Origin of the sequence: Streptomyces sp. SID13666, assembly GCF_010548325.1 — a bacterium.
GTDB lineage: Bacteria > Actinomycetota > Actinomycetes > Streptomycetales > Streptomycetaceae > Actinacidiphila > Actinacidiphila fildesensis.
Map to the genome: position 1 here is coordinate 769,342 of NZ_JAAGLX010000001.1, position 25,058 is coordinate 794,399.

The 25,058-nt window shown below is 69.9% G+C and carries 20 protein-coding genes; 12 read left to right on the forward strand and 8 right to left on the reverse strand.

The genetic code is table 11. The features are described 5' to 3' along the window. The first annotated feature begins 73 nt into the window (after nucleotides 1-73). On the forward strand, nucleotides 74-913 hold the full coding sequence (gene nadE / locus G3I60_RS03685) for an ammonia-dependent NAD(+) synthetase (RefSeq protein WP_164292241.1): 840 nt from the start codon (nucleotides 74-76) through the stop codon (nucleotides 911-913). Between the two features lie 101 nt (nucleotides 914-1,014). On the opposite strand, the gene G3I60_RS03690 is transcribed toward nadE, so the two are convergent. Next, a complete protein-coding gene (locus tag G3I60_RS03690; RefSeq protein WP_138351767.1) occupies nucleotides 1,015-1,554 on the reverse strand; it encodes a hypothetical protein in 540 nt (179 codons plus the stop codon). A gap of 153 nt (nucleotides 1,555-1,707) precedes the next feature. Between G3I60_RS03690 and G3I60_RS03695 the strand changes: the two genes are divergently transcribed. Next, complete coding sequence (locus G3I60_RS03695; protein ID WP_164292240.1) at nucleotides 1,708-3,429, forward strand: ABC transporter ATP-binding protein; 1,722 nt, start codon at nucleotides 1,708-1,710, stop codon at nucleotides 3,427-3,429. Continuing rightward, a complete protein-coding gene (locus G3I60_RS03700) occupies nucleotides 3,426-5,171 on the forward strand; it encodes an ABC transporter ATP-binding protein (protein ID WP_164292239.1) in 1,746 nt (581 codons plus the stop codon). Before G3I60_RS03695 ends, G3I60_RS03700 begins: the two co-directional genes overlap by 4 nt. 85 nt (nucleotides 5,172-5,256) lie before the next feature. On the opposite strand, the gene G3I60_RS03705 is transcribed toward G3I60_RS03700, so the two are convergent. Then, nucleotides 5,257-5,757 carry a gluconokinase gene (locus tag G3I60_RS03705; protein ID WP_164292838.1) on the reverse strand — a complete coding sequence of 167 codons (501 nt, stop codon included), beginning with the start codon at nucleotides 5,755-5,757 and terminating at the stop codon, nucleotides 5,257-5,259. 320 nt (nucleotides 5,758-6,077) lie between these two features. On the opposite strand from G3I60_RS03705, the gene G3I60_RS03710 reads away from it, so the two are divergent. The 5 genes from G3I60_RS03710 to G3I60_RS03730 all read left to right on the forward strand — a co-directional run bounded on the left by G3I60_RS03710 (nucleotide 6,078) and on the right by G3I60_RS03730 (nucleotide 12,676). Further along, a complete protein-coding gene (locus G3I60_RS03710; RefSeq protein WP_343240750.1) occupies nucleotides 6,078-6,914 on the forward strand; it encodes an SDR family oxidoreductase in 837 nt (278 codons plus the stop codon). 18 nt (nucleotides 6,915-6,932) lie between these two features. Further along, complete coding sequence (locus tag G3I60_RS03715) at nucleotides 6,933-8,294, forward strand: NAD(P)/FAD-dependent oxidoreductase (RefSeq protein ID WP_343240749.1); 1,362 nt, start codon at nucleotides 6,933-6,935, stop codon at nucleotides 8,292-8,294. Then, nucleotides 8,291-9,781 carry a cytochrome ubiquinol oxidase subunit I gene (locus G3I60_RS03720; protein ID WP_164292237.1) on the forward strand — a complete coding sequence of 497 codons (1,491 nt, stop codon included), beginning with the start codon at nucleotides 8,291-8,293 and terminating at the stop codon, nucleotides 9,779-9,781. The genes G3I60_RS03715 and G3I60_RS03720 overlap by 4 nt, the downstream gene beginning before the upstream one ends. Continuing rightward, nucleotides 9,778-10,797: a cytochrome d ubiquinol oxidase subunit II gene (locus G3I60_RS03725; RefSeq protein WP_164292236.1), complete on the forward strand. Its 1,020-nt coding sequence runs from the start codon at nucleotides 9,778-9,780 to the stop codon at nucleotides 10,795-10,797. Before G3I60_RS03720 ends, G3I60_RS03725 begins: the two co-directional genes overlap by 4 nt. A 115-nt stretch (nucleotides 10,798-10,912) precedes the next feature. Beyond that, nucleotides 10,913-12,676 (forward strand): cation:proton antiporter, encoded by a 1,764-nt coding sequence (locus G3I60_RS03730; RefSeq protein ID WP_164292235.1) that lies wholly within the window; start codon nucleotides 10,913-10,915, stop codon nucleotides 12,674-12,676. Nucleotides 12,677-12,724: 48 nt separating this feature from the next. Here G3I60_RS03730 and G3I60_RS03735 read toward each other — a convergent pair whose 3' ends face one another. The 3 genes from G3I60_RS03735 to G3I60_RS03745 are packed head-to-tail and all read right to left on the reverse strand — an operon-like array spanning nucleotide 12,725 to nucleotide 17,160. Further along, nucleotides 12,725-14,305 carry a GMC oxidoreductase gene (locus G3I60_RS03735; RefSeq protein WP_164292234.1) on the reverse strand — a complete coding sequence of 527 codons (1,581 nt, stop codon included), beginning with the start codon at nucleotides 14,303-14,305 and terminating at the stop codon, nucleotides 12,725-12,727. 58 nt (nucleotides 14,306-14,363) lie between these two features. Then, the gene (locus G3I60_RS03740) at nucleotides 14,364-15,311 is read right to left on the reverse strand and encodes a cyclase family protein (RefSeq protein WP_164292233.1); all 948 of its coding nucleotides are present in this window, start codon (nucleotides 15,309-15,311) and stop codon (nucleotides 14,364-14,366) included. Between the two features lie 22 nt (nucleotides 15,312-15,333). Then, nucleotides 15,334-17,160, reverse strand: coding sequence for a glycoside hydrolase family 15 protein (locus G3I60_RS03745; protein ID WP_164292232.1), 1,827 nt, complete (start codon nucleotides 17,158-17,160; stop codon nucleotides 15,334-15,336). Between the two features lie 252 nt (nucleotides 17,161-17,412). Here G3I60_RS03745 and G3I60_RS03750 point away from each other — a divergent pair, with 252 nt between their 5' ends. The 4 genes from G3I60_RS03750 to G3I60_RS03765 all read left to right on the forward strand — a co-directional run bounded on the left by G3I60_RS03750 (nucleotide 17,413) and on the right by G3I60_RS03765 (nucleotide 22,380). Then, nucleotides 17,413-18,366, forward strand: coding sequence for a DUF389 domain-containing protein (locus tag G3I60_RS03750; RefSeq protein ID WP_138351762.1), 954 nt, complete (start codon nucleotides 17,413-17,415; stop codon nucleotides 18,364-18,366). Between the two features lie 68 nt (nucleotides 18,367-18,434). After that, a complete protein-coding gene (locus G3I60_RS03755) occupies nucleotides 18,435-19,871 on the forward strand; it encodes a DUF2252 domain-containing protein (RefSeq protein WP_164606472.1) in 1,437 nt (478 codons plus the stop codon). 189 nt (nucleotides 19,872-20,060) lie between these two features. Next, nucleotides 20,061-21,419, forward strand: a complete 1,359-nt coding sequence (locus tag G3I60_RS03760) for a chloride channel protein (RefSeq protein ID WP_164292230.1) — start codon at nucleotides 20,061-20,063, stop codon at nucleotides 21,417-21,419. Between the two features lie 37 nt (nucleotides 21,420-21,456). Then, nucleotides 21,457-22,380 (forward strand): aldose 1-epimerase family protein, encoded by a 924-nt coding sequence (locus tag G3I60_RS03765; RefSeq protein ID WP_164292229.1) that lies wholly within the window; start codon nucleotides 21,457-21,459, stop codon nucleotides 22,378-22,380. A gap of 22 nt (nucleotides 22,381-22,402) precedes the next feature. Here G3I60_RS03765 and G3I60_RS03770 read toward each other — a convergent pair whose 3' ends face one another. The 3 genes from G3I60_RS03770 to G3I60_RS03780 all read right to left on the reverse strand — a co-directional run bounded on the left by G3I60_RS03770 (nucleotide 22,403) and on the right by G3I60_RS03780 (nucleotide 24,948). Further along, the gene (locus G3I60_RS03770; protein ID WP_164292228.1) at nucleotides 22,403-23,023 is read right to left on the reverse strand and encodes an L-threonylcarbamoyladenylate synthase; all 621 of its coding nucleotides are present in this window, start codon (nucleotides 23,021-23,023) and stop codon (nucleotides 22,403-22,405) included. Between the two features lie 262 nt (nucleotides 23,024-23,285). Then, complete coding sequence (locus G3I60_RS03775) at nucleotides 23,286-24,149, reverse strand: hypothetical protein (protein ID WP_343240748.1); 864 nt, start codon at nucleotides 24,147-24,149, stop codon at nucleotides 23,286-23,288. Between the two features lie 346 nt (nucleotides 24,150-24,495). Then, on the reverse strand, nucleotides 24,496-24,948 hold the full coding sequence (locus G3I60_RS03780; RefSeq protein ID WP_203671943.1) for a hypothetical protein: 453 nt from the start codon (nucleotides 24,946-24,948) through the stop codon (nucleotides 24,496-24,498). Between the last annotated feature and the right edge of the window lie 110 nt (nucleotides 24,949-25,058).

The following is a 25,058-nucleotide window of genomic DNA, read 5'->3' on the forward strand; positions in this document are numbered from 1 at the left end:
CCGCAGGCCGCGGGAGGTGGCAGCAGGCAGCCAGCATAGAATCTGCACCCCGAACCGACCCCGAGGAGTAGTCGTGACCGATCCCGCGCCCATAGGCCTGCAGCAGGAGATCGCCCGGGATCTTCACGTCGCCGCGATCTTCGATGCGGAGGTGGAGATCGAGCGCCGGGTGGCGTTCCTGGCCGAGCGGCTGACGACCACCGGACTGCGGTCCTTGGTGCTCGGCATCAGCGGCGGGGTGGATTCCACCACGGCGGGGCGGTTGTGCCAGCTGGCCGTGGAGCGGGCCCGTCGGGCCGGGCACGACGCGACCTTCTACGCCATGCGGTTGCCGTACGGCGTCCAGGCCGATGAGCAGGACGCTCAGCTCGCCCTCGACTTCATCCGGGCCGACCAGGTCCTGACCGTCAACGTCAAGGCAGCGAGCGATGCCGCGCTGGAGGCCTGTCTGGCCGGTGGGGTCGCCTTCCGCGACGAGCGGCACCAGGACTTCGTGCACGGCAACATCAAGGCCCGGCAGCGGATGATCGCCCAGTACGCGGTTGCGGGGGCGCATGAAGGGCTGGTCGTGGGGACCGATCACGCGGCCGAGGCGGTCTCCGGGTTCTTCACCAAGTTCGGGGACGGCGCGGCGGACGTACTGCCCCTTGCCGGGCTCATCAAGCGCCGGGTGCGGGCCGTCGGGGAGGCGCTCGGGGCGCCCGCCTCGCTGGTGTGGAAGGTGCCGACGGCGGACCTGGAGACGCTCGACGAGGGCAAGGCGGATGAGGACGCGCTCGGGGTGACGTACGACGAGATCGACGACTTCCTGGAGGGCAAGCCGGTGAGCGAGCGTGCCTTCGCTTCGATCGTTGGCAGGTACCAAGGGACCGAACACAAAAGGCAGTTGCCGGTGACTCCGCCCCAGGGCTGACCGCCGCGGTCGGCGTCACCATCGGCGTCATCGCCGCAGGCATTGTCCCCGGACACGAAGCCCTGGCCTTGGGGCGGGAGATCAGGCCAGGGCGCTGGCCTCTACTGTGCGGGCTGCGCCACCGCCGCAGGCCGGGGGCCGGCCGCGTCGTCCAGTGCCGCGAGGCGTTGGATCTTTCTGCGCACGACGTACAGCGGGATGACTCCGAAGGCGCCGAACGACATGTCGATGACCGACCACCAGAGGGGAATGCCGCGCACGGGTCCGCAGATCAGGGCCAGCGGGATGATCCCGGCGCAGGCGATCATTCCGAACTCGACGACCCAGATGTTCCGTACGGGGTCGCGGTAGGGCCCGTAGAACGCCACGGCGATGACCAGGTGGGCGAAGGCCAGCCAGTCGGTTCCGTACAGCAGGAACGGGTAGTCGGCGTCGGCCGTGTCGAGTCCGGTGCGGACGCGGGTGATCCAGCGGGTGAGCCCGGGGAACCAGTCCCCGAGAGCGGTGGACCCCAGCAGGCTGTCGGCCCAGCGCAGTTCGTGGACCAGTGGAAAGGCCGTCAATCCGCTGAGCGCGAGACAAACGATGAACAGGACGAGCCAGGCGCGTATCTGCCGTAGGGCGGTGCTTCGTTCGCTCATGGCCGCAGCCTACAGCTAATTTGAACGTGTTCAATAGTTTGGATCGGTGGCTGCGTCATCCGGGATGCACCGGCGATGGAGATCGTGTGCCGTCGCGGCGGTAACGTCCCCCTGGCTGCCGGGCGCCGACCTGCTGGTGGCTAGGGTGCGGGCATGGCCGACACCTTTCACCCGCCTGCTCCGAAGGACATCCGGAGCCCTCTGCGGTTCCTGCTGTGGCTGGTGACCAGCCAGCGGCGGCGGGTCGCCACCGGGGCGTTGCTGGGCAGCCTGTGGATGGTCGGGCTGGCCGTTCCGCCCTACCTGCTGTCCCGCGCGATCGACGACGGGCTGCGGGCACAGGACAGCTCCGCGCTGCTCGGCTGGACCGCGGCGTTGTTCGTCATGGGAGTGGTCAACGCGGTCGTGGGCATCCTCCGCCACCGGACGATGACGAAGGTCCGCATGGACGCGTCGTTCCGCACCGTCCGAGCGACCGTACGGCAGGCCACATCGCTCGGCGCCGGCTTGCGGAGTCAGGCCGGTGCCGGTGAGGTCGTCGCCATCGGGATGGGAGACGTGCAGGTGATCGCCATGTCCCTGACCGTGATGGGGCCGGGGGTGGGGGCCGTTCTCGCCTATCTCGTCGTCGCGGCCCTGCTGCTGTCGATCTCACCGCTGCTGGCCGTGGTGGTGCTGGCGGGAGTGCCGCTGCTCGCCGTCACCGTCGGACCGTTGCAGCGGCGGCTGCTGGGTGTCGGATCCGAATACCGGCAGCGGCAGGGTGCGCTGACCGAACTGCTCGTCGACGTGGTGACGGGGTTGCGGGTCCTGAACGGTCTCGGTGGCAAGGACGTCTACGCGTCCCGCTACGGGCAGCGGTCCCGGGAGCTGCGCGAACAGGGCTACCGGGTGGGCGCCGTGACCAGCTGGATCGGCGCGCTGGCCATCGGTCTGCCGGCACTGTTCCTCGCGCTGGTCACGTGGCTGACCGCGCGGATGGCGGCCGAGGGTTCGCTCGCCGTCGGCGACCTCGTGGCGGTGTACGGGTACACCGCCATGCTCGTCACGCCGGTCTACGCCTTCATCGAAGGCGGCTCCGACGTCGCCCGGGGCCTGGTGGCCGCCCGGCGGGTGATCGACTTCCTGGGCCTGCGGCCCGGTCACCTCCATGACACGGGCCGGCTCGATGCCCCGCCGGGGCCCGCTGTCCTGCACGATCCCGCCTCCGGCGTCCAGGTGCCTCCCGGCGCGCTGATCGCGTTGATCGGTGACCGGCCGGCCGACGCGCCCGCAGTGGTGGAACGGCTCGGCCGGTTCACCCCCTCGGACGCCGCATGGGACGGCCACCGTGTCGATGCGATGGCTCCGGACCAGTTCCGGGAGCGCGTCCTGGTCGCCGACAACGATGCCCATCTCTTCAGCGGGACCGTTCGCGAGGTGGTCGCCGGCGGGCAGGCGATCGACCACGAGGCGATCCTGGCGGCGATCGGGAGCGCCGCCGCCACCGACATCGTCCAAGCGATGCCCGAAGGACTGGACTCCGTGATCACCGCGCAGGGCGCCAACCTCTCCGGTGGCCAGCGCCAGCGGCTGCGGCTGGCCCGGGCCCTGTACGCGCGGCCCGAGGTCCTGCTCGCCGTCGAGCCGACCTCCGCCGTCGACGCGCACACCGAGGCCGCGATGGCCGCCGGGCTGCGCGCGGCCCGTACCGGCCTGACCACCGTGGTGACCAGCACCTCACCGCTGGTCCTGGAGCTGGCGGACACGGTCGTCTATCTCGTGGGGGGCCAGGTCGAGGCGACCGGCACCCATCAGCACCTCCTGCACGCCCGGGCCGACTATCGCGCGTTGGTCTCCCGGGGCGCCGAAGAGGAAGAGGAAGTGTCCCGATGACCGGTCCGCTCCCCGTCGCCGATACCAGGCACGTCCGTCGCACCGCAGGCAGCGACATAGCCGTGGAAAAGGCGGCGTTCGCGGGAATCCTCGCGCTCAACGCTCTCGCCGCGGCTGCCGGACTGGTCGGTCCCTGGCTGCTGGGCACCATCGTCAACACGGTCAAGGCATCTACCGGCCAGGACAGCGTCGGCACCGTGGACCGGCTCGCCCTCGTCATCGTCGCCGCCGTGCTGGTCCAGATCCTGCTGTCGCGCTCCGCACTGCTGCTCGCCGCCCGGTTCGGCGAGCGAGCCGCGGCCCGTATCCGCGAGCGGTTCCTGGCCCGCGCTCTCGCGCTGCCCCCGACCGTCGTCGAGCACACACCCACCGGCGACCTGGCCGTACGCGGCACCACGGACGTCGACGCCGTCGCCACCGCGCTGCGCACCACCGCACCCGAGGTGCTCATTGCCACGACACAGGCGCTGTTCATCATCGGCGCGGTACTCGTCCTCAACCCGCTGCTGGGCGTCTGCGGACTGTCCTGCCTGGCCGTCATCGTCGTCGTCACGCGCTGGTACCTCCGCAGGGCGCGCACCGGCTATCTCGCAGAGGGCACGGCCAATTCCGAACTCGCGGAAATGCTGGCCACGACCGCCGGCGGCGCCCGCACGGTCGAGGCGCTGCGGCTGCAGCAGCAGCGGCTGCACGTCGCCGAGGCGGCCATCACGAAGGCCAGGGGCGCCAGGCTGCATACGCTGTGGCTGCGTTCGGTGTTCTTCCCTTCCGTGGACATCTCCTACACGCTGCCGGTCGTCGGCGTGCTCCTGGTCGGCGGCGCGCTCTACAACCACGGCGCGGCCGACCTCGGCGAGGTGGTCGCGGCGGCCGTCTACCTGCGCCAGCTCATGGGACCGCTGGACACCGTCCTGCTCTCGGTCGAACAGCTGCAGAGCAGCATGGCGTCGTACGCGCGGGTGGAGGGCCTGGCCGCCGTCCCGGCGGGCCCGACCCCGACGACGGCCGAGCCGGCCGGCAACCGCATCGAGACCGTCGCCGTCACCTACGCGTACCCGAACCTGGGCGACGTCCTGCACGGCATCGATCTCGACGTCCAGCCCGGCGAACGGCTCGCCATCGTCGGACCCTCCGGTGCGGGAAAGTCCACCCTCGGCCGGCTCCTGGCAGGCGTCGACCGGCCCGGCAGCGGCCGTGTCTCGGTCGGCGGCGTCCCTGTCGCCGACCTCCCACCGGACCGGATGCGCCGCCAGATCGCCCTGATCACCCAGGAACACCACGTCTTCCGTGACACCCTGCGGAACAACCTGGTCATCGCGCGCCCGTCCGCTACGGACCTCCAGTTGCGAGCCGCGCTGGAGGCGGTGCATGCCGACTGGATCGACGATCTGCCGTCCGGTCTGGACACCGATCTCAGTGGTGGCGCTCACCGGCTGGACGAGGCACAAGCACAGCAGCTCTCCCTGGCCCGCGTGATCCTCGCCGACCCGCACACCGTGATCCTCGACGAGGCGACCGCCCTGCTGGATCCGGCCGCGGCACGCCTGACCGAGCGTGCCCTTGCCGCCGCCCTCCAGGGCCGCACGGTCATCGCCATCGCCCACCGTCTCCAGACGGCCCACGACGCGGACCGCATCGCCGTCATCGAGTCCGGCGTCCTGACCGAACTCGGCACCCATGACGCACTCGTCGCGGCGGACGGCGGCTACGCGGCGCTGTGGCGATCCTGGCACGGCGACTGACCGGTGCGGGGGCCGTCACGGTGAAGGACGGCAACGAGTCCATCGCTTCGCTTCCCTTCGGGCCGAGTCCGGGGACCGGGGGCGGTCATCCCGGTTCGCCGGCCTCGAAGCGGGCGACGGCGGCCTGGACCGGGCCGATGATCATGTCGATCCCGGCGGTCGCATCGACGGTGAGTCCGGGCTCGTCGGCCCGCAGTGGTTCCAGCGCCTCGTATTGGGAGTCCAGGAGCCGGGCGGTCATGAAATGCCCGGTCCGGTGTGCGATCCGGGTGTGGGCCGTCTCCTCGTCAAGGGCCAGGTAGAGGAACCAGACGCCCGGGCCGGCCGCACGGAGCAGGTCCCGGTACTCCCGCTTGAGGGCCGAGCAGGAGATGACCCCACCCTGGTGGGCACCGGAGGTTTCCCGGATGCAGCGGGTCAGGCTCCGCAGCCACGGTTCGCGGTCCTCATCGTCGAGTGCTTGCCCCGCGGTCATCTTGGCGATGTTCGCCGCGGGGTGGAAGTCGTCACCTTCCACGAAGGGCACATCGAGACGCTGGGCGAGCAACCGCCCGACGGTGGTCTTGCCCGACGCGGCGACACCCATGACCACGACGATCGCCGGTCCTGGTCCTGATCCGACCACAGTGCCTCTCCCGGGTCTGGACAACTCCCACTGCGGAGATCATGCACGGCGGGGGCGCGGTGGGATGTCATGGGCGCCATGGGGCCGGAGAGACGCACCCGGATGGCTCCCGAAGGGGTGATCCAGGTGCCTGCGGTCCGGACGCGCCCCGCGTTGGGCCGTCGGAGCGATATCACTGCGCCCATCGGGCGGGCCGCGCGCGCCGCGCGCTCAGGACAGGACATCGCCGGGGAGTCTCCATTCTTGGTACCGGATGCACGGCCGACGACGGGAGACAGGCAGTGACCTCAGACGTGAACGAAGGCCGGAGGCCGGTACCGGCGATTCTCCATGGACAGAAGGCGCTGGTGACGGGGGCGAACTCCGGCATCGGCAAGGCGACCGCGATCGGTCTGGGGCGGGCGGGTGCCGACGTGGTCGTCAACTATGTCTCCGGCAAGGAGGCGGCCGAGGAAGTGGTCGAGGAGATCAAGTCCTTGGGGGTGCGGGCGTACGCGCACGAGGCCGACGTCTCCCAGGAGGACCAGGTCGTCGCGATGGTCGCGCGCATGGTCGAGGAGTTCGGCACGATCGACATCATGGTGGCCAACGCCGGGCTGCAGCGGGACGCCGCCATCACCGACATGAGCGTCGCCCAATGGCAAAAGGTGTTGGACGTCAACCTCACCGGCCAGTTCCTGTGCGCCCGGGAAGCCGCCAAGGAATTCCTCCGCCGCGGCGTCGTCCCCGAGGTGTCCCGCTCGGCCGGGAAGATCGTCTGCATGAGTTCGGTCCACCAGATCATCCCCTGGACCGGCCACGTGAACTACGCCGCATCCAAGGGCGGCGTCCTGATGCTGATGCAGACCCTGGCGCAGGAGCTCGCCCCGAAGGGGATCAGAGTGAACGCCGTGGCGCCCGGCGCCATCCGCACTCCCATCAACCGCAGTGCCTGGGACACCCCTGAGGCCGAGGCCGACCTCCTGCGGCTGGTCCCGTACCGCCGGGTCGGCGATCCGGAGGACATCGCCAACGCGGTGACCGTCCTCGCCTCCGACCTGATGGACTACGTCGTCGGCACCACGCTCTTCGTCGACGGCGGGATGACCCTCTTCCCCGGTTTCGCCACCGGCGGCTGATCCCAGGTGGAAGACCATGTGACACCCCGCAGAGTGGTAATCCTGGGCGGCGGCTTCGCCGGCCTCTTCGCTGTGCGGGCCCTGCGCAGCGCCCCGGTAGCGGTCACCCTGGTCGACAGCTGCGCGCACCACCTGTTCCAGCCCCTGCTGTATCAGTGTGCCTCCGGCATCCTCTCCGAGGGACAGATCGCCCAGCCGCTGCGGGCTGTCCTGCGGCGCCACCCCCAGGTGCGGTGCCTGCAGGCCACGGCCATCGACGTGGACGTCGCCGGGCGGATCGTCCACGCGCAGCGGCCGGACGGCGGCGTACTCGAGTTGCCCTACGACGATCTCATCGTGGGGATCGGCGTGCGGCAGTCCTACTTCGGGCACGACGAGTTCGCGCCGTACGCCCCCGGCATGAAGACGCTCGCGGATGCGCTGGCTGTGCGGACCAAGCTCTACCAGGCGTTCGAGATGGCCGAGGCGAGCACGGATCCGCAGGAGCGCGCTCAGTGGCTCACCTTCGCCCTGGTAGGTGGTGGCCCCACCGGGGTCGAGCTGGCCGGGCAGATCCGGGAGATCGCCGGCCACACGCTCGAGCGGGAGTTCTCCACGATCGACCCCGGTCGGGCGCGGGTCCTGATCTTCGACGGATCCGACGGGGTGCTCGGTGCCTTCGGGCCTGAGCTGTCCCGCCGGACCGCCCGTACCCTCGACGCTCTCGGTGTCGAGGTCCACCTGAGGTCGATCGTCACCGAAGTGGACGTCCACGGCCTGACGGTGCGCCGCAAGGACGGTGGCATCGACCGGGTGGAGGCGCGCACGGTGCTGTGGACGGCCGGGGTCGAGGCGCCTCCGCTGGCGACGGCGCTGGCCAGGGCGACCGGCGCCGAGCAGGACCGGGCGGGGCGCATCCGGGTCGAGCCGGATCTCACCATCGCCGGCCATCCGGAGATCCGGGTCGTCGGCGATCTGATGAGCCTGGACAAGCTGCCCGGTCTCGCGGAGGTCGCGATGCAGAGCGGCGCCTACGCCGGCCGCAGGATCCGTCACGCCATCGAGGGAAGGACCCGCGCGCCGCGACCGTTCCGCTATCTGGACCTGGGCAGCGCGGCGTACATCTCGCGCGGCAGGGCCGTGGTGAAGATGGGCCGCTTCCGCGCTTCCGGGCTGATCGGCTGGCTGATCTGGCTGTTCATCCACATCGCCTTCCTCACCGGTTTCCGCAGTCGGCTCGGCGCCGTCCTCAGCTGGGCGGTGGTCTTCGCCACCGGCTCGCGCCGTGAACGTGCCTTCACCCCGGAGGTCCCGCACGGCGCCGCCGCACAAGCCTTCCCCCCGTCCGGTCCACCGGCTGACCCCCCTGTCAACCGGCACGAGCCACCGAGGCCCGCATGAACACCGCAGTACACCTTCTGGCGACCACCCCTCCACAGTTGCTGCCGGCCCGGGAACTGATGGCGTTCACCCTGGCCTCCCACATCCTCCTGGTGCCGCTGGGGGTGGCACTGCCGTTCATCACGCTGGTGATGCACTACCGGGGACTGCGCAGGGCCGACCCGGTCGCGATGCTGCTGGCGCGCCGCTGGTCGGCGGTGATGGCCGTCCAGTTCGCCGTCGGCATCGTCACCGGTACGGTGCTGTCGTTCGAGTTCGGGCTGCTGTGGCCGGGCATGATGGGTCGCTGGGGTGACGTCTTCGGTATCGGGTTCGGCGTGGAGGCGTGGGCGTTCTTCCTTGAGGCGATCCTGATCGCGATCTACCTCTACGGGTGGCGCAGGCTGAAGCCGTGGACGCACTTCTGGCTCGGTGTTCCGCTGCCGCTCGCGGCGTTGCTGGGAGCCTTCGGCATCATCGCCGCGAACTCATGGATGAACACCCCCCAGGGATTCACGCTTGACCCGAGTGGCAGGCCTGTGAACGTCAGCGTCCAACAGGCGATCTTCACGCCCATGTTCGGTCCGCAGTACTGGCACTTCGTGGTGGCGATGTTCCTGACGGCTGGTTACGTCGTTGCAGGCGTCTACGCGGTGGGCTGGCTGCGCGGCCGCCGGGACCGCTATCACCGCCTCGGGTTCTCCGTACCCTTCACGGCCGCCGCGATCCTCACGCCGGTGCAGTTCGTGCTGGGTGACTCCATCACCCGGGCGGTGTTCCACAAGCAGCCCACCAAGTTCGCCGCCACCGAGATCGTCTGGAAGACCGACACCCACGTACCCGAGTACATGTTCGGCCGTCTGCAGGAGGACGGAAGCATCAAGGGTGGCCTGAAGATTCCCCAACTGGATTCCATCCTGGCCGGGTTCAGCCCCAAGACCCAGGTCACCGGATTGTCATCGGTACCCGCCGCTGACCGGCCCACCGCCACCCAGGCCACCATCGCGCACTGGGCCTTCGACATCATGGTCACCATCGGCAGCCTGCTGATCCTGCTCGCGCTCTGGTACGGCTGGTGCTGGCTGCGCCACCGCGACCTGCCACGGTCCCGCTGGTTCTTCCGGTGCGCCGCCGTCTCCGGCGTGGCCTGCCTGCTGACCGTGGAGTGCGGCTGGATCACCACCGAGGTGGGCCGGCAGCCCTGGATCGTCTACCAGAACATGCGGGTCTCCGAAGCGGTGACCCCCACCGCCGCATCCTCGCTGTGGACCATGTTCGGCATCGTCGTCACGGTCTATGCACTCGTCTTCGGCGCGTTCCTCGGAGTGGTGCTGAAGATGCGCAGCCGCTGGCGGCTCGCCGACGCCGGCTCCGCGCGGGCGTCCGCCGAGGGACCGGAGACCGACACTCCGTACGGACCGCGCCCTGAACTCGCCACCACCGGGACGCGTTCCGGCGCGTCGCCGACCGATCCGGGCACCGGCGGGACATCCGGGAGCGACCAGTGACCGCCACCCTCGTCGCCTGGATCCTGTTGCTGGTGATCGCCGCCTACGCCTGCGGCGGCGGTGTCGACTACGGCGCCGGGTTCTGGGACCTGCTGGCCGGCGGCGCCGACCGCGGCAAGCGCCCACGCCGGCTGATCGACCACGCCATGGCGCCCGTCTGGGAGGTCAACAACGTCTGGCTGATCTTCGTGTTCATCCTGATGTGGACCGGCTTCCCGGTGTTCTTCCAGACGGTGTTCACCGCGCTGTGGCTCCCGCTGGCGCTGGCGGCCGTCGGCATGGTCCTGCGCGGGGCCGGCTTCGCCCTGCGCAAGCCCGCCCGACGGCTCGCCGCACGCCGGATCTACGGCGCCGTGTTCGCGGTCTCGTCGCTGGTCACCCCGTTCTTCCTCGGCACCGCCGCCGGCGGGGTGGCCTCCGGGCGGGTCGCGCCCGGCACCACCGCCTCGGCGGACGCCTGGTCCAACACCACCTCGATCATGGCCGGGCTGCTCACCGTCGCGGCCACCGCCTTCCTCGGCGCGGTCTTCCTCACCGTTGACGCCCGCCGCTTCGGGGCCGTCGACCTGATCGGCTACTTCCGGCTCCGCGCGTGGATCAGCGCCGCGGCCCTCCTGGTGCTCGGCGTGATCGGCCTGACCGTGACCGACCCGCACGCGTCGTACGTCCACCACGGGCTCACCCACGGGATGGGGCTCCTCCTGGTGCTCATCGCCGTGCTCGCCGTGGCGGTCACCGTCCTGCTGGTCGCCGGCCCGGCTGCCGGGTGGGCCCGCTACACCTCGGTTGCCACCGTGGCCCTGCTGGTCGCCGCGTGGGGCTTCGCCCAGCGGCCCTATCTGGTGCCCACCTCGCTCACCGTCCAGCAGGGCGCGGGAGCGAGTGCGTCGCTCCAGTGGATGCTCATCATCGCGGCCGTCGCGCTGGTGCTGATCGGACCCGCGCTCGTCGTGCTGTACCGCCTCGACACCCACGGTGTACTGGAGCCCCTCGCCGACGAGGACGTCGCGGGGTGATGGAGAGCCACCAGGACCGGACCATCGGCGCGCTCTGCCTGCTGGTCGGCCGCTGACCGGCCGGCAGGAGCAGGTACCAGCTCGTCGGCCAGTAACCCGCCCAGGAGGCACAGCTGTGACGCCCAATCAGGTACTGACGGGTGTGGGCTTGATCGTGGTGCTGGCGGTCGGCTCCCAGCTGTTGGCGAGCCGATTGCGCGTGCCGGCGCTTCTCGTCCTGCTCCCGGTCGGCTTCGCCGCCGGCGCGCTGTCGGACGACGTCGACCCCGAACGTCTGCTGGGCCCGGCGTTCTCCCCGCTGGTCTCGCTCGCCGTGGCGGTGATCCTCTACGACGCCGGGCTCGGCCTCGAACTGAAACGGCTGCGCGGTCACACGCGTCGCGTCGTGGTCAGACTCCTCTGGCTCGGCACGCTGATCACCTGGGTGTCCGCAGCACTGTTCGCGGTACCGGTCCTGAGCATGTCGAAGTACGCGGCCATCATGCTGGGAGCGATCCTGGTGGTCTCGGGCCCGACGGTCGTCGGGCCGCTCCTCAACTTCGTCCGCCCGACCGAGCGACTGCAGCGCATCCTCATCTGGGAGGGCTCCCTGATCGATCCGATCGGCGGCATCCTGGGTGCGTTCATCTTCCACAGCGTCATCGCGAGGGCCGACCAGAACGGCTTCGGGAGCCAGCTGGGACAGTTCTGGATCAGCGCGCTGGTGGGCCTGACCGGCGGTGTGGTGGGGGCGGGGGCGCTCTGGCTGGTGATGCGGTACATGAGGCTGAACGAGGTGCTCGGAACCACAGTCCAGTTCGCCGCGGTGGTCGGCGTGGCGGCCGCCTGCGACGCGATCCGTGACGACACCGGCCTGATCGCCGCCGTGGTCATGGGAATGGCCCTGGCCAATCTGCCGGGCCTGGACATCCCGGCTCGCAGGCCCTTCTTCGAGGCTCTGGTCTCGCTGATCATCGGCCTGTTGTTCATCTCCATCTCGGCCACCGTCACCCCGCAGTCGCTGCGTCATGTGATCCTCCCGGCGCTCGCCCTGGTGGCTGTCCTGGTCCTCGTGGTCAGGCCGCTGGTGGCGCACATCGCCACCGCGGGGACCGACATCCTGCCCGGCGAACGGTGGTTCGTCGGCTGGATGGCACCGCGCGGCATCGTCGCCGCGGCCACCGCCTCCACCTTCTCCGTCACCCTTGTCCAGAAAGGGATCGACGGTGCCGACCGGATCCTGCCGGCCACCTTCCTTGTCATCGTCGCCACCGTCATGCTCTACGGCCTGACCGCGCTCCCGGTCGCCAGACGGCTCGGGGTGCTGCGCCCCGCACGGTCGCGGCCGCTGCTCGTCGGGGGCGATCTGTGGGCGATCGACCTGGGACGGGCCCTGAACTCGGCGGGGCTGGACGTCCTGATGTGGGCCGGCGCCCATGACCAGCGCGCCCGGATCGAGGAGGCAGGGCTGGAGCTGGCGCCCGGCGAGCTGCTCGCGGCTGCCACCGGGGCCGGCGCCGAGCTGGAAGGAATCACCAGTGTGCTGCTGCTCACCGAGCAGGACGATTTCAACGCGCTCGCCTCGATGACGCTCCAAGAGAGCGTGGAAGGCTCCGTCCACCGTCTCGGACCGCTCGCCGGCAGCCAGGGTGTGGTGGCGCCGTACGCCGGAGGTGAGGCACTCTTCGGCGCCGGGCTGACCCGGCCGGAACTGGTGCGCCGGTACGCGGCCGGCGCCCGGATCGTGATGCACCGCACCGACAGCGCGATCCCCACAGGGCACCAGATGCTGTTCGTGCTGCGCCGTGACGGTCAGCTCACACCGGTCACTGCGGCCGGCGCCCCCACTCGTCACCCCGGAGACATCGCCGTGCTGTTGACTCCGACGTCCGGGCACTGACCGTCCCCGAGCCGGCCAACGTGCCCGGACGGGTCGTCCCGTTTCCGCTCAGCCCAGTCGCTCCGTGATGTGGTCGCCTACCCGCAGGGCGTTGGCGATGGCGGTCAGGGAGGGATTCACGGCGCCGATGCTCGGGAAGAAACTCGTGTCCACGACATACAGGTTGTCGACGTCGTGGGCCTTGCAGTTGGCGTCGAGCGCCGAGGTCCGGGGGTCCGAACCGAAGCGGACGGTGCCCGCCTGATGCGCGGTGGCACCGATCGGCATCCCCTTGTGCAGGTAGAGGCTGTGCGGGAGCAAGTGGTGCGGATGCATGCCCAGGTGTCCCAACATGCCCTGCAATTTGTGCTGCAGGCGCTTGAGGCCCTCGATGTTGTTCTTCTCGTCCAGGGCGAGGTGGATGCCGCCGTCGCCGTCCAGGGTCACGCGGTTCTCCGGCTGCGGGAGGTCCTCTCCGCAGAGCCAGAAGTCCACCGCGTGATGGGCCAGCACCTCGAAGGGCATGTCCGGAGAAGCCATCCCGGCCCAGCGCGGGGCTTCGCCGCGGATCTGGTCGGAGTCCGACTTGCCCAGCATCTGGATACCGCCGAGCGGGTAGTCCCAGTCGTCCGCGCCCAGGTACCAGTCGTTGAGCGCGAGCGTCTTCTGGAACTGGGTGTCGTTCGGCTCCTTGGAGACCGCCATCAGTGCCAGGTTGTTGTGCCGCATGTAGTGGCGGCCGACGACGTCGGAGGTGTTCGCGAGCCCGCCCGGGTGCTGCTCGTTCGCCGATCGCAGCAGCAGCGCGGCGGAGTTCACCGCCCCGCAGGCGACGACGACGATGTCGGAGCTGAAGTCGGCGGTCGAGCCGTCCTCCAGCTCGGCGACCACCCTGTTGACGCTGCGCCCGGTCGGGTCGGTCTCGAGCCGGCGTACGTTGGCGCCGGTGACCATGTGCACATTGGCGTGCTCCAGGGCGGGGTCGACGCAGATCACCTGCGCGTCCGCCTTGCCACGCACCAGACAGGGGAAGCCGTCCACCCGGTTGCAGCGGATGCACACACTCTCGTGGGTCGCGCGGCCGTGCTCGTCCTGAGTGAGGTTCACGCCGATGGGCAGATGGAACGGGTGCAGCCCGTGCTTCTCCAGGTCGTCGCTGAGTTGTTGGATCCGCGGCTCGTGCCGCACCGCCGGGTAGGCGTACTGGGCGCTGACCTCGCCCTCACCGGGGTCCTCGCCGTGCCGGCCGTGCACGAGGTAGAGGTGCTCGGCCTGCGTGTAATAGGGCTCCAGGTCCTCGTAGCGGATGGGCCACGCGGGGGAGATTCCGCCGTGATGGCGCAGCTCGCCGAAGTCCTCGGGGCGCAGACGGAACAACGCGGCGCCGTAGAACTTGGTGTTGCCGCCGACGTAGTAGTTGACCTCGGGTGGGAACGTGTCACCGTGCTTGTCGTACCAGAACTCCGGGGCCCGGTACTTGCCCTTGACGAAGACCGCCGTCGACTCCCAGTTGTCCCGTTCCCGGGGAAGGTAGCCGCCGCGTTCCAGGATCAGGATGCGCTTGCCGGTGGGGGCGAGCCGGTGAGCGAGGGTTCCGCCGCCCGCTCCGGTGCCGATGATGATGACGTCATAGTGTTCGTTGTCAGCCATGTCGACCACCTCGGGGTCGTGGATCCTTCGAGCGGGCGCGTGCCCAACCGTCTGCCGGTCAGAGAATGGCGATGGGGTTGACGGGGGAGCCGGTGGCCGCCGGTAGCCGCAGTGGCGCAACCACGCAGAGGAACGACCATCGGCCCTCCTGTTCACAGAGCGGCACCAGGTCCTCGAACTGGAGGTAGTCGAGGAGGTGGAGGCCGAGGGCGTGGATGCCCAGCACGTGCACCGGGAACTCCACGCCGTCCGTGGGGCTCGGGGCGGTGTCGTTGTTGCTGTCGCTGCCCAGGGCCGCCACCTGGCGTTCGGCGAGGAACTGCATCGCGGTCGGATGCAGTCCGGCCCGGGTGTGCGCTGCGTCCCACGGCCCGGCCTCGTTGCGCCGCCGGCGGTGGCCGACCCGCACGAGGAGCAGGTCCCCTTCCCCGACCCGTACCCGTTGGGAGCGCTCGGCGGCCACGAGGTCGTCGGCGCTGACATGGTCGCCCGGTTCGAGCCAGGGGACCTCGCGCAGCCGCGGGATGTCGAGCAGCACGCCCCGGCCGACGATTCCGTTACTGGCCAGTTCGACGGAGAGGGCCGTGGCGCCGTCGGCGGTGACGGTGGCCGCGGGGACGCCGCCGTGCAGGGTGCCGTTGTAGACGACGTGGCACAGGGCGTCGAGATGACTGTCGGCGTCGCCGTGCACATCCATGCTGAAGTGGTCGATGGCGAAGTGGAGTCCGGTGCCGTCGGCCGCCGCCTCGGGCGGGCTGGTCAGCCGGTGACCGGCCGGGCGCGGGTTGTCCGGCGTGGGCTCCGTCTCCACAGGAGAGGCGAGCGTCACGGTGCGGCCCGAGCGGACCTCCGCCGCGGCCGCGCGTACCGTGTCCGGTGTCAGGGTGGCCAGGGCACCCCGCCCGCCGCCCGCGCCGGCGGCCCGCCTGAGCAGCTGTTCGTACAGGGCCCCGAACTCGTCGAGGCTCTGGAGTGGTTGACGCTCGGACGTGTCCTTTCCGGCCATCCGCATCGCTCCCCGTGCCATCTCAGCCGCGCTGCTTGTCGAGTGCCTCGTCCAGGGTGCAGGCCGCCGTGATGAGCGACAGATGGGTGAACGCCTGCGGGAAGTTGCCCAGTTGTTCGCCGCTCGGTCCCACCTCCTCGGCGAAGAGGCCGACGTGGTTGGCGTAGGTGTGCATCTTCTCGAACGTGTACCGCGCGGGCCGCAGCCGTCCCGCCCGGGCAAGTGCGTCCACGTAGAGGAAGGTGCAGAGGCTGAAGGTGCCTTCGGAGCCGCGCAGGCCGTCGGGGGAGGCGGCCGGGTCGTAGCGGTAGACCAGGCTGTCGGAGACCAGCGTGCGGTCCATGGCGTCCAGGGTGGAGAGCCAGGACGGGTCCCGGGGGGCGATGAATCCGACCCGGGGCATCAGCAGCAGCGAGGCGTCCAGGACATCGTCCCCGCCGTAGTGCTGCACGTAGGCCTGTTCCTTCTCGCTCCAGCCGCGGGCCATGACCTGCTCGAGGATGGCGTCGCGGGCGTTGGTCCAGCGGTCGGTGTCGGCAGGCCGGCTGAACTCGGCCGCCAGGCGCAGGCCGCGGTCGAAGGCGGCCCAGCACATCACCCGGCTGTACGTGAAGTCCTGGCGCCCGCCGCGGGTCTCCCAGATGCCCTCGTCGGGCCGGTCCCAGGAGTCGGCCAGCCAGTTCAGGGTGTCGGCCAGGATCTTCCACCCGCGATAGCCGGCCTGAATGGCGACCTCGCGCCCCTCCGACAGGCCGTAGAGCGCCTCGCCGTAGATGTCCAGCTGCAACTGGTCGGAGGCGGCATTGCCCAGCCGCACGGGGGCCGAACCCCGATATCCCTCGAGGTGGTCGAGCGTCTCCTCCGTCACCAGCGGCTCCCCGTCGACCCGGTACATGATCTGGAGGGGCTCGCCGCCCTTTCCCGTCGACTCCCGCAGCCGGTCGCCGAGCCAGTGCGTGAAGTCCGTGGCCTCCTCGACGAAGCCGAGGTCGAGCAGGGCCCGGATGGAGAGTGAGCCATCACGGACCCAGGTGTAGCGGTAGTCCCAGTTCCGTTCGCCGCCGACCTGTTCGGGCAGGCCCATGGTGGCTGCGGCGACCGGTGCGCCGGTGGGGGCGTAGGTGAGCAGCTTGAGGGTGATGGCGGAGCGGTTGACCATGTCGGGCCAGCGTCCCCGGTAGTTGGAGCCCCGCACCCACCTCTGCCAGAAGTCGGCGGCATCCCACAGCTGTTGGGTGATCCCGTCGACGGTGGGCGGCGGCGGGAGCTGCCCGTCGCCGTCGCCGTCGCAGACGGTGAACACGGCCACCGCCTGCTGGCCGACGTTCAGGGTGATCGAGCCGCGCACGTCCTCGCCGTCCCGCTCCAGCGGGACGGTGCTCTGGAGGTATGCGGTGACGCCCGGTGCCCGGAAGGTGGCGCCGTCGGGAACCAGGTCCAGTTGGTGGGCGGCCCGGGCGTAGTCGAACCGTGGCCGGCACTCCATGTCGAACCGGACCGTCCCCCGAACCGTGCGTACGGCCCGTATCAGCGTGTGGCGGTCGCTCGGGGTGCGGGTGCGGTTGGGCGGCATCCAGTCGATCACCTCACCGACGCCGTCGGGGGACATGAAGCGGGTCACCAGGATGGCGGTCTCGGGGTAGTACAACTGCTTGCACGATGCATCCGGGTTGCTGGCCGTCATCCGGAAGTATCCGCCGCGGTCGTGGTCGAGCAGCGCGGCGAAGACGCTGGGGGAGTCGAAGCGTGGGGCGGCGAACCAGTCGACGACGCCCTGCGAGGAAACCAGAGCGGCGGTCTGCAGATCGCCCACCAGTCCGTGCTCGGCTATGGGGGGGTAGCGGTCCATGAGAATCCAATCTCCGACATATCACTACCTGATCCACTATCCGACAGGCGCCGCAGGCGCGCCTCTGGGGATTCCACCACCGCTTCCGACCTGCTCTGACGTGCTCCGACGCGCTCCTGGCGCCACGTGCTCCGGATTGCGGAACGCCGTGCCTGCGGTGTTACTGGAAGGACCGTCCGACCCATGATTTTCGGCGGCCCGGCTCCCGGCCGAGCGGACACGGACGGGTGCCGGAGCGCGTGGAGGTTCAGGATGGACATGATCCATGTGCGCGCGGTGAGCCCGCCGGACCTCACGAGCGAGGTGGTCGACCTGCTCGCCGGCGACCCTTGCGTCCTCAACCTGATCGTGCAGACCGGCGCCGCGCGAAACCCGGACGGTGACGCGATCGCCTGCGACGTGCTCACGGGAGGGGCGAACGAGGTTCTGCACGGTCTGCGTGCGCTGCAGGTGGACCGCCGGGGCTCGATCGTCATCGAACCGGTGGACATCGCCTTCTCGGGACGGGCGACCGACGCCGGAGCGCAAAAGCTCGGGCCACTGACCCGCTCGCCGGTCTGGGAGCAGGTCGAGGCACGGATCTGGGCCGAGGGGAGGTATGCGCCGAGCTTTTATCTCTATCTGGTCATCGCGGGACTCATCGGTTCGGTCGGGATCGTCACCAACTCCCAGATCCTGATCGTCGCGGCCATGGTCGTGGGTCCCGAGTACGGCGCCATCGTGAGTATCGCGCTGGGCATCGACCGGGGCGACCGGGGGAGGGTCCGGAAGGGCCTGCTCGCCCTGTTCGTGGGCTTCCTGCTGACTGTCCTCATCACCTTCCTCTTCAGCCTCCTCATCCGGGCCTTCGACCTGCAGTCGCAGGCCTTCACCGCGGGGCTGCGGCCCGTCTCCAACCTGATCAACACGCCCAACTTCTTCTCGTTCGCCGTGGCGGCCCTTGCCGGGATCGTCGGTATCGTCTCGCTGACCGAGGCGAGGACGAGTGCCCTGCTCGGCGTGTTCATCTCGGTCACGACGATCCCGGCCGCCGCGGACATCAGCGTTTCGGTGGCGTTCACCAGCTGGAGCAACGCCTGGGGATCGCTCGTCCAACTACTGGTCAACATCGTGGTGCTGATCGTGGTGGGCACCGCCACGCTCCGCTGCCAGCGGGCGATCTGGCGGAAGGTCGGCGCCCGGCACGCCCGAGCGGAGCAGCGGTAGCGCTCAGATGATGCCGGAAGCGGTCATGTCCGCGATGATCCGATGTGAGTGCATACAGGAGGTATTCGATGACCAAGCGCCCCGCCGCGATGATCCGCCCCCTACCTGAGGCGACGCCTGCGGAACGAGCGGCTCGCGGCAGGGCGGCCCGTCGTGACGTGCCCCGTTCGAGTCATGCCGAGTTCTCGCCGCAGGCGAGCCGGCCCGATCCGCTGGGCATCCTCGAGAGCCAGTCGGCCACACGGGTGCCCGAACTCGTGCCGATCCGCTACGGGCGGATGATCGAGTCGCCATTCCGCTTCTACCGCGGCGCCGCCGCGATCATGGCCGCCGACCTCGCCACCACCCCGGACTCGGGAATCAGGACCCAACTGTGCGGAGACGCACATCTGCTGAACTTCCGCCTGCTCGCCTCGCCGGAACGCCGCCTGCTCTTCGACATCAACGACTTCGACGAGACGCTGCCCGGTCCCTGGGAATGGGATGTCAAGCGACTGGCTGCCAGCCTCGTCATCGCGGGCCGGGCCAACGGCTTCGCGGACGCGGAGCGGGCCGACATCGTGCGGGCGACCGTACGGTCCTACCGGGAGTCGATGACCCGGTTCGCGGGCATGGGCCATCTCGCCGTGTGGTACACGAAGATCGACGCGGATCGTCTCCAGGAAGTGGCGGCCGAACAGCTGGCCAAGCGCGGCCGCAAGGGCGTGGCGCGAGCGCTGGCGAAGGCCAGGACCCGGGACAGTCTGCAGGCGTTCGACAAACTCACCGAGGTGGTGGACGGGCAAACCCGGATCGTCGCGGACCCGCCGCTGCTCGTGTCGCTCGACGATCTGCTCCCCGACATCGAACGCAGCGCCCTGGAGGAGGAGTTCCGCCGGCTGATCGAGAGCTACGGCCATAGCCTCGCGTCGGACCGGCGCTCCCTGCTCGCAGGCTTCCGCCTGGTGGACGTGGCCCGCAAGGTGGTCGGCGTCGGCAGCGTCGGCACCCGATGCTGGATCTTCCTGCTGAGCGGCAGGGACGGCGACGACCCGCTCTTCCTCCAGGCCAAAGAGGCCGACACCTCGGCGCTCGCCCCCTATGTGGGCGCGAGCGAATACGAGAACCAGGGCGAGCGGGTGGTTGCGGGGCAGCGGTTGATGCAGGCCGCGAGCGACATCTTCCTCGGCTGGCAGCGGGTGGACGGGATCGACGGGCGGCGCCGCGACTTCTACATCCGTCAGCTGCGTGACTGGAAGGGCATCGCCCAGCCGGAACTGATGGTGCCGAGGGGCATGAGGGCGTTCGGCGAGGTCTGTGGCACCACCCTGGCCCGCGCCCACGCGAGGTCCGGTGACCGGATCGCGATCGCCGGATACCTGGGGCGCGGCGACGTCTTCGACCGTGCACTGTCGACCTTCGCCGAGAGCTACGCCGACCAGAACGAGCGAGACCACCAGGCGCTGGTGAAGGCGGTCAAGGACGGCCGGGTCACCGCCGCGCAGACCGAACCCGACTCCTCCTGAGCGGGCCGGGAGGGGGATACGGACGGCGCCCCGTCCGGAGCGTTCCGGTCAGGACGCTGGGCCATCGGAATGGCAACCCGGCCGTCGTCGCCCGGTAGGCACCGGCACACCCGGGAGCATCGTCGTCGCGTGATATCACGGCAGGGAAGACCTCGCGTGCCCGCCCGCCAGTGCTGAGAGACGGTGATCATGTCGGCCGACGGTGTCGGACAGCCGGGGGCGATCCCCAAGGACCCTTTCGCCCTGGTCCGCGCCCGCGGGTATCCGGTCCTGCTGGTGGTGGCCGCGGTGCTCGGTGTCCCGGTCTCGGCGGCGGCGTTCGGCTATCTCGCCCTCGTTTCCGAACTCCAGTCGCTGACCTACAAGGATCTGCCCACGGCACTGGGCTTCCACGGAACGCCGTCCTGGTGGCCGGTGCCGCTCCTCGCCCTGGCGGGACTCCTGGTCGGCCTGACCATCCGGTACCTGCCGGGCGGGGGCGGCCACAAACCGGCCGAGGGGCTCGCGGCCACGGGTCCGACACCGGCGATCGATCTGCCCGGCATCGCGCTCGCAAGCGTCGCCTCGCTCGTCCTGGGCGCCGTCCTCGGCCCCGAGGCGCCGCTGATCGCGCTCGGCAGCGGGCTGGCCGTCGGCGCCGTACGCCTGGTCAAGAAGGACTTTCCGCCGGACGCGACCGCCGTGGTGGGGGTCGCCGGGAGCTTCGCCGCCATCAGCGCGCTGCTGGGGTCCCCGCTGCTCGGAGCGTTCCTCCTGATGGAAGCGTCCGGACTCGGCGGGGCAATGCTCGGGATGGTCCTGGTTCCGGGGCTGGTCGCGGCCGGAGTCGGCTCGCTCATCTTCACCGGCCTGGGCTCGTGGACCGGCCTGGGCACCTACTCTCTGGGTTTGCAACAGGTGCCGCACACCGACCGGCCCGACATCGCCGCGTTCGGCTGGGCCATCGTGGTCGGGGTGGCAGCGGCCCTCGTCGGCACGGGGATCCGCCGGCTCGCCCTCTTCCTGCAAGCACGGGTCGAGCGGCGGCGGGTGGTGGCCACCGTGTTGGCCGGCACGGTGGTCGGCGTGATCGCGCTGGTCTACGCCGAAGGGACGGGCAAGGAGGCGTCCGGGGTGCTGTACTCCGGGCAGAGCGCGCTCGACCCCCTGCTCGAGGGGTATGCCGGGTACTCGGTGGGCACTCTCGTGGTACTCGTGGTCTGCAAGGCGCTCGCGTACAGCGTGTCCCTGAGCAGCTTCCGGGGAGGCCCCATCTTTCCCGCGATGTTCGTGGGAGCGGCGGGCGGGCTCGCCCTCGCCCATCTGCCCGGACTGGACGTGACGTCCGGCTTCGCGATGGGCATCGGCGCGATGTGTGTGGCGATGCTGAAACTGCCGATGACCTCGGTGCTGCTGGCCACGCTGCTGCTGGGAGCGGAGGGTCTCACCGTGATGCCGCTGGTGATCGTCGCGGTCGTGGTGTCCTACGTCATCTCGCTCCGACTCACCCCGGTTCCAGCCGACGTTCCCGCCGACCTTCCCGCGGACGTTTCCGGCGGCCACCCGTAGCCCTCGCCCGATACCAACTTCGACCTGGAGGCCGTACGTGTCCGAGAGCCCTACCGGGCAGCAGATTCTGCTGCGCCATGGTGAGCAGACCGCCGTCATTGTGGAAGTGGGCGGTGCGTTGCGCGACTACACGGTCGAGGGTCGCCCGGTGCTCGACGGCTTCTCGGCCGACGAGCGGATCACGGGAGGCCGCGGTCAACTCCTCGTGCCCTGGCCGAACCGGATCGGCCAGGGCCGGTACCTCTGGAACGACCAGGACCTCCAACTGCCTTTGACCGAGCCGGAGAGCGGCAACGCCATTCACGGGCTGCTGCGCTGGATGTCCTGGCAGGTGGTGGAACGTGAGGAGCACCGGGTACTTCTGGGCGCCACCCTGTGGCCGCAGCCCGGCTACCCGTTCCACCTCGACGTCCGCGTGGGGTACGTGCTCGGGGCGGACGGACTGATGGTGACAGTGGTCGCACGTAACCTCGGTGATGACACGGCACCCTACGGCGTTGGCCAGCACCCCTACCTGACCGTGGGCACCGAGATGGTGGACGACGCGGTGCTCCTTGTCCCGGCCCGGAAATGGCTTCCACTCGACGATACGGGTATGCCCGTCGCGGCCGAGGATGTGACGGGATCACCCTTCGACTTCCGCACGGCCAAGGCCGTCGGCGGGCAGCGCCTGGACACGGCCTTCGCCGAACTGGAACGGGACTCCTCCGGCCGGGCCGTCGTGCGCCTCGCACACCCCTCGGGTTCGCACGGCACCGACCTGTGGCTCGGGGAGGGCACCGGGTTCGTGCAGGTGTATACCGGAGACACCCTGCCGGAGCGGCGGCGCCGGGGTATCGCGGTCGAGCCGATGTCCTGCCCGCCGAACGCCTTCCGGAGCCGAGACGGTCTGGTGGCACTCGCACCCGGCGACCTGCACACGTTCCGGTGGGGTCTGCACGTGTGGCGCCAACAGGACTGACGGCACGTGGCAGGACGCGCGGTTACTCGAACCGTGTGGGGTCGCCCGCCCCGCGGCGGAGGATCTCGGTCTCGCCGCTGGAGAAGTCGATGACGGTGGTGGGCTCGGTGCCGCAGTCGCCCGAGTCGACCACGGCGTCCACCACGTGGTCGAGCAGTTCCTTGATCTCCCAGCCCTGCGTCATCGGCTCCGCCTCGCCGGGCAGCAGCAGGGTGCTGGAGACGAGTGGCTCTCCGAGTTCGGCCAGCAGCGCCTGCGTCACGACATGATCCGGGATGCGCACGCCGACGGTCCGCTTCTTGGGGTGCTGCAGCTGGCGCGGCACTTCCTTCGTCGCCGGCAGGATGAAGGTGTAGCTGCCCGGTGTCGCCGCCTTGACCGCGCGGAACACGTCGTTGTCGATCTGTACGAACTGCCCCAGTTGGGCGAAATTCTGGCAGATCAGAGTGAAGTGGTGCCGGTCATCGAGGTTCCGGATGGACCGGATGCGGTCGATGCCCTCGCGGTTGCCCAGCTTGCAGCCCAGCGCGTAGCAGGAGTCCGTGGGGTACGCGACCAGCGCGCCCGACCTAATATTGTCGGCCACAGCGCTGATGATGCGCGGCTGGGGATTCTCGGGATGTACGTCGAAGTATCGTGCCATCGGGCAAGACTAAGGCGCTTCTTCGGATCGGTATGCCAACCGAAGGGGGACACGGTGATCCAAGATCATGTGAGTCTCCACGACAGCCGGCAGCAGCCGACCTCCACTACGATCAGGCAGGGGATCCGCACAGTTGAGGGCAGGTACGGTCGCTGCCATCACGGGGGCACCGCAACGCGGGTTTCATCTTGAGACGCCAGGTCAATGCACCGCGGCGGCCGGGACACCTGTGCTCCCGGCCGCCCGGCTGCCCGGAGGGAGCTCAGTTCCACCCAGGCCGTGTGCTCATCGGCGGGAACGCGAGACCGGTCGGCGTGTTGAGGCCGGTGGAGGCAAGCGTGACCTGCCCGCCGCCCGTCTCCCGGACTCGCACCACCCGGTTGTTGAAGGCGTCGGCCACATAGAGGCCGCCGTGGGTGTCGAGCGCGAGTCCCAGCGGATCGCTCAGACCGGCGATGGGCACCGTGCTCTGCTCACCACTGTCCGCGGCCACTTTCACCACGCGGTTGTTGCCGCTGTCGGAGATGTAGAGGTCACCCTTGGCGTTCAGGGCCAGCCCGGTGGGCTGGGACAGGCCGACGGTGGGCACGGTGGTCTGGCTGCTCCCGTCCGCGGAGACCTTGACGACCCGGTCGTTGACGAAGTCGGAGATGTACAGCTCCCCATCGGCCTTCAGCGCCAGCCCCCAGGGATGCAGCAACCCCGTGGTGGGGACGGTCGTCTGACCGCTGCCGTCGGCGGACACCCTGACGACCCGGTCGTTGAAACTGTCGGCGATGTAGAGGCTGCCGGCGGCGTCGACGGCCAGCCCCAGCGGGCGCGACAGGTCGACGGTGGCCACAACGGACTGCTCCCCGCCGTTCGGGGCCAGCTTCACCACCCGGTTGTTTCCGGTGTCGGAGACATAGAGATTTCTGGCGGCGTCCCACGCCATACCGGTCGGACGCACCAGGCCGTCGAAGGGAACCGTCGTCTGACCACCTCCGCCTGCGGGCAGTGTCACCACCCGGTTGTTGCCGTAGTCGGACACGTACAGCGGCAGGCCGGCGGGCCGGCCCGCGTCACCGGCCTGCGTCGCGTCCGCCGATCCGATCGGCAGCGCACAGAGCAACAGCAGCCCTGACACAGCCGCCAGCCGCCGGGTCCACCCCCTGTTCGTGGGGCCGGCAGCTGCCGAAGGTTCGCGCGTTCGTGCTCCCGCTGTCCTGCGTTTCACGACTCACCCATCTGTTCTGGACGGTCGGCCCGTCGCCGAACCGGCCTGCGGAAACGGTCGGCACCGCGCGATTGCATGGAACGGCGCCGCTGCTGTGACGGACGGTCACCCACGGCCGACAGGACCGCCGGACGCCCGCTCGGTCCGTCAACCGCCGACCCTAGGAAGCAGTGCCGGGGGAGTGCGGGAGCCACGCCATCGACCGGCCCGGCGGCCACTCCAATGCTCCGTGCCCGACGGCGGGGAATCCGGCCATTCATCCGAACCTCCCGGCCTCCGGGGTCGCCGCGGTGGCGCAGACGGGGCGGGTCCGGGCGCAGTAGGAGCGTGCGGCCGCGAGGAGGGCGAAGCCCAGGCCGCCGGAGGCCATTCCACCGAAGGCGGCCAGCCAGAGAGTCCCGCAGAGGGTGGCGCCGAGATCGGCGTCGAGTTCGGGGGCCGGCAATACTCCGAGGGCGGCGAGCGGAGCGTAGATCACCAGGAAGACCCCGTACACCGACAGGCCGAACGCGGTCAGCCAGGCCGGGATCAAGGGCAGCAGACGCGGTACACGGCGCCTGGACAGAACGAGGGTCCAGCGGGGAAACACCTGCCCCCACGGGTACATGAGTCCGATCAGGAGAAAGAATCCGAGTCCCGCGGCCGGCACAGTGACATCAATGCCTGCCGCGGCGAGCACCTTCGACGCCTCCGATCCGCCGGAGACCATTCCCCTCCCCCGCGCGGGGGAGGGGGCGCCTCGTTGGTCCACCTACCGGCGCCAGGCCCCGCCGTCCCCGCCCACCGGGCGGATCGGATGCACCTCCCGGCGGTGGTTGG

Bases quoted from the DNA above. Each gene is read 5' to 3' on its own strand.
- G3I60_RS03690 (WP_138351767.1), bottom strand. From the start codon at position 1,554: ATGAGCGAACGAAGCACCGCCCTACGGCAGATACGCGCCTGGCTCGTC.
- G3I60_RS03695 (WP_164292240.1), top strand. From the start codon at position 1,708: ATGGCCGACACCTTTCACCCGCCTGCTCCGAAGGACATCCGGAGCCCT.
- G3I60_RS03700 (WP_164292239.1), top strand. From the start codon at position 3,426: ATGACCGGTCCGCTCCCCGTCGCCGATACCAGGCACGTCCGTCGCACC.
- G3I60_RS03705 (WP_164292838.1), bottom strand. From the start codon at position 5,757: ATGGGTGTCGCCGCGTCGGGCAAGACCACCGTCGGGCGGTTGCTCGCC.
- G3I60_RS03720 (WP_164292237.1), top strand. From the start codon at position 8,291: ATGAACACCGCAGTACACCTTCTGGCGACCACCCCTCCACAGTTGCTG.
- G3I60_RS03735 (WP_164292234.1), bottom strand. From the start codon at position 14,305: ATGGCTGACAACGAACACTATGACGTCATCATCATCGGCACCGGAGCG.
- G3I60_RS03740 (WP_164292233.1), bottom strand. From the start codon at position 15,311: ATGGCCGGAAAGGACACGTCCGAGCGTCAACCACTCCAGAGCCTCGAC.
- G3I60_RS03745 (WP_164292232.1), bottom strand. From the start codon at position 17,160: ATGGACCGCTACCCCCCCATAGCCGAGCACGGACTGGTGGGCGATCTG.
- G3I60_RS03750 (WP_138351762.1), top strand. From the start codon at position 17,413: ATGGACATGATCCATGTGCGCGCGGTGAGCCCGCCGGACCTCACGAGC.
- G3I60_RS03755 (WP_164606472.1), top strand. From the start codon at position 18,435: ATGACCAAGCGCCCCGCCGCGATGATCCGCCCCCTACCTGAGGCGACG.
- G3I60_RS03760 (WP_164292230.1), top strand. From the start codon at position 20,061: ATGTCGGCCGACGGTGTCGGACAGCCGGGGGCGATCCCCAAGGACCCT.
- G3I60_RS03770 (WP_164292228.1), bottom strand. From the start codon at position 23,023: ATGGCACGATACTTCGACGTACATCCCGAGAATCCCCAGCCGCGCATC.
- G3I60_RS03780 (WP_203671943.1), bottom strand. From the start codon at position 24,948: ATGGTCTCCGGCGGATCGGAGGCGTCGAAGGTGCTCGCCGCGGCAGGC.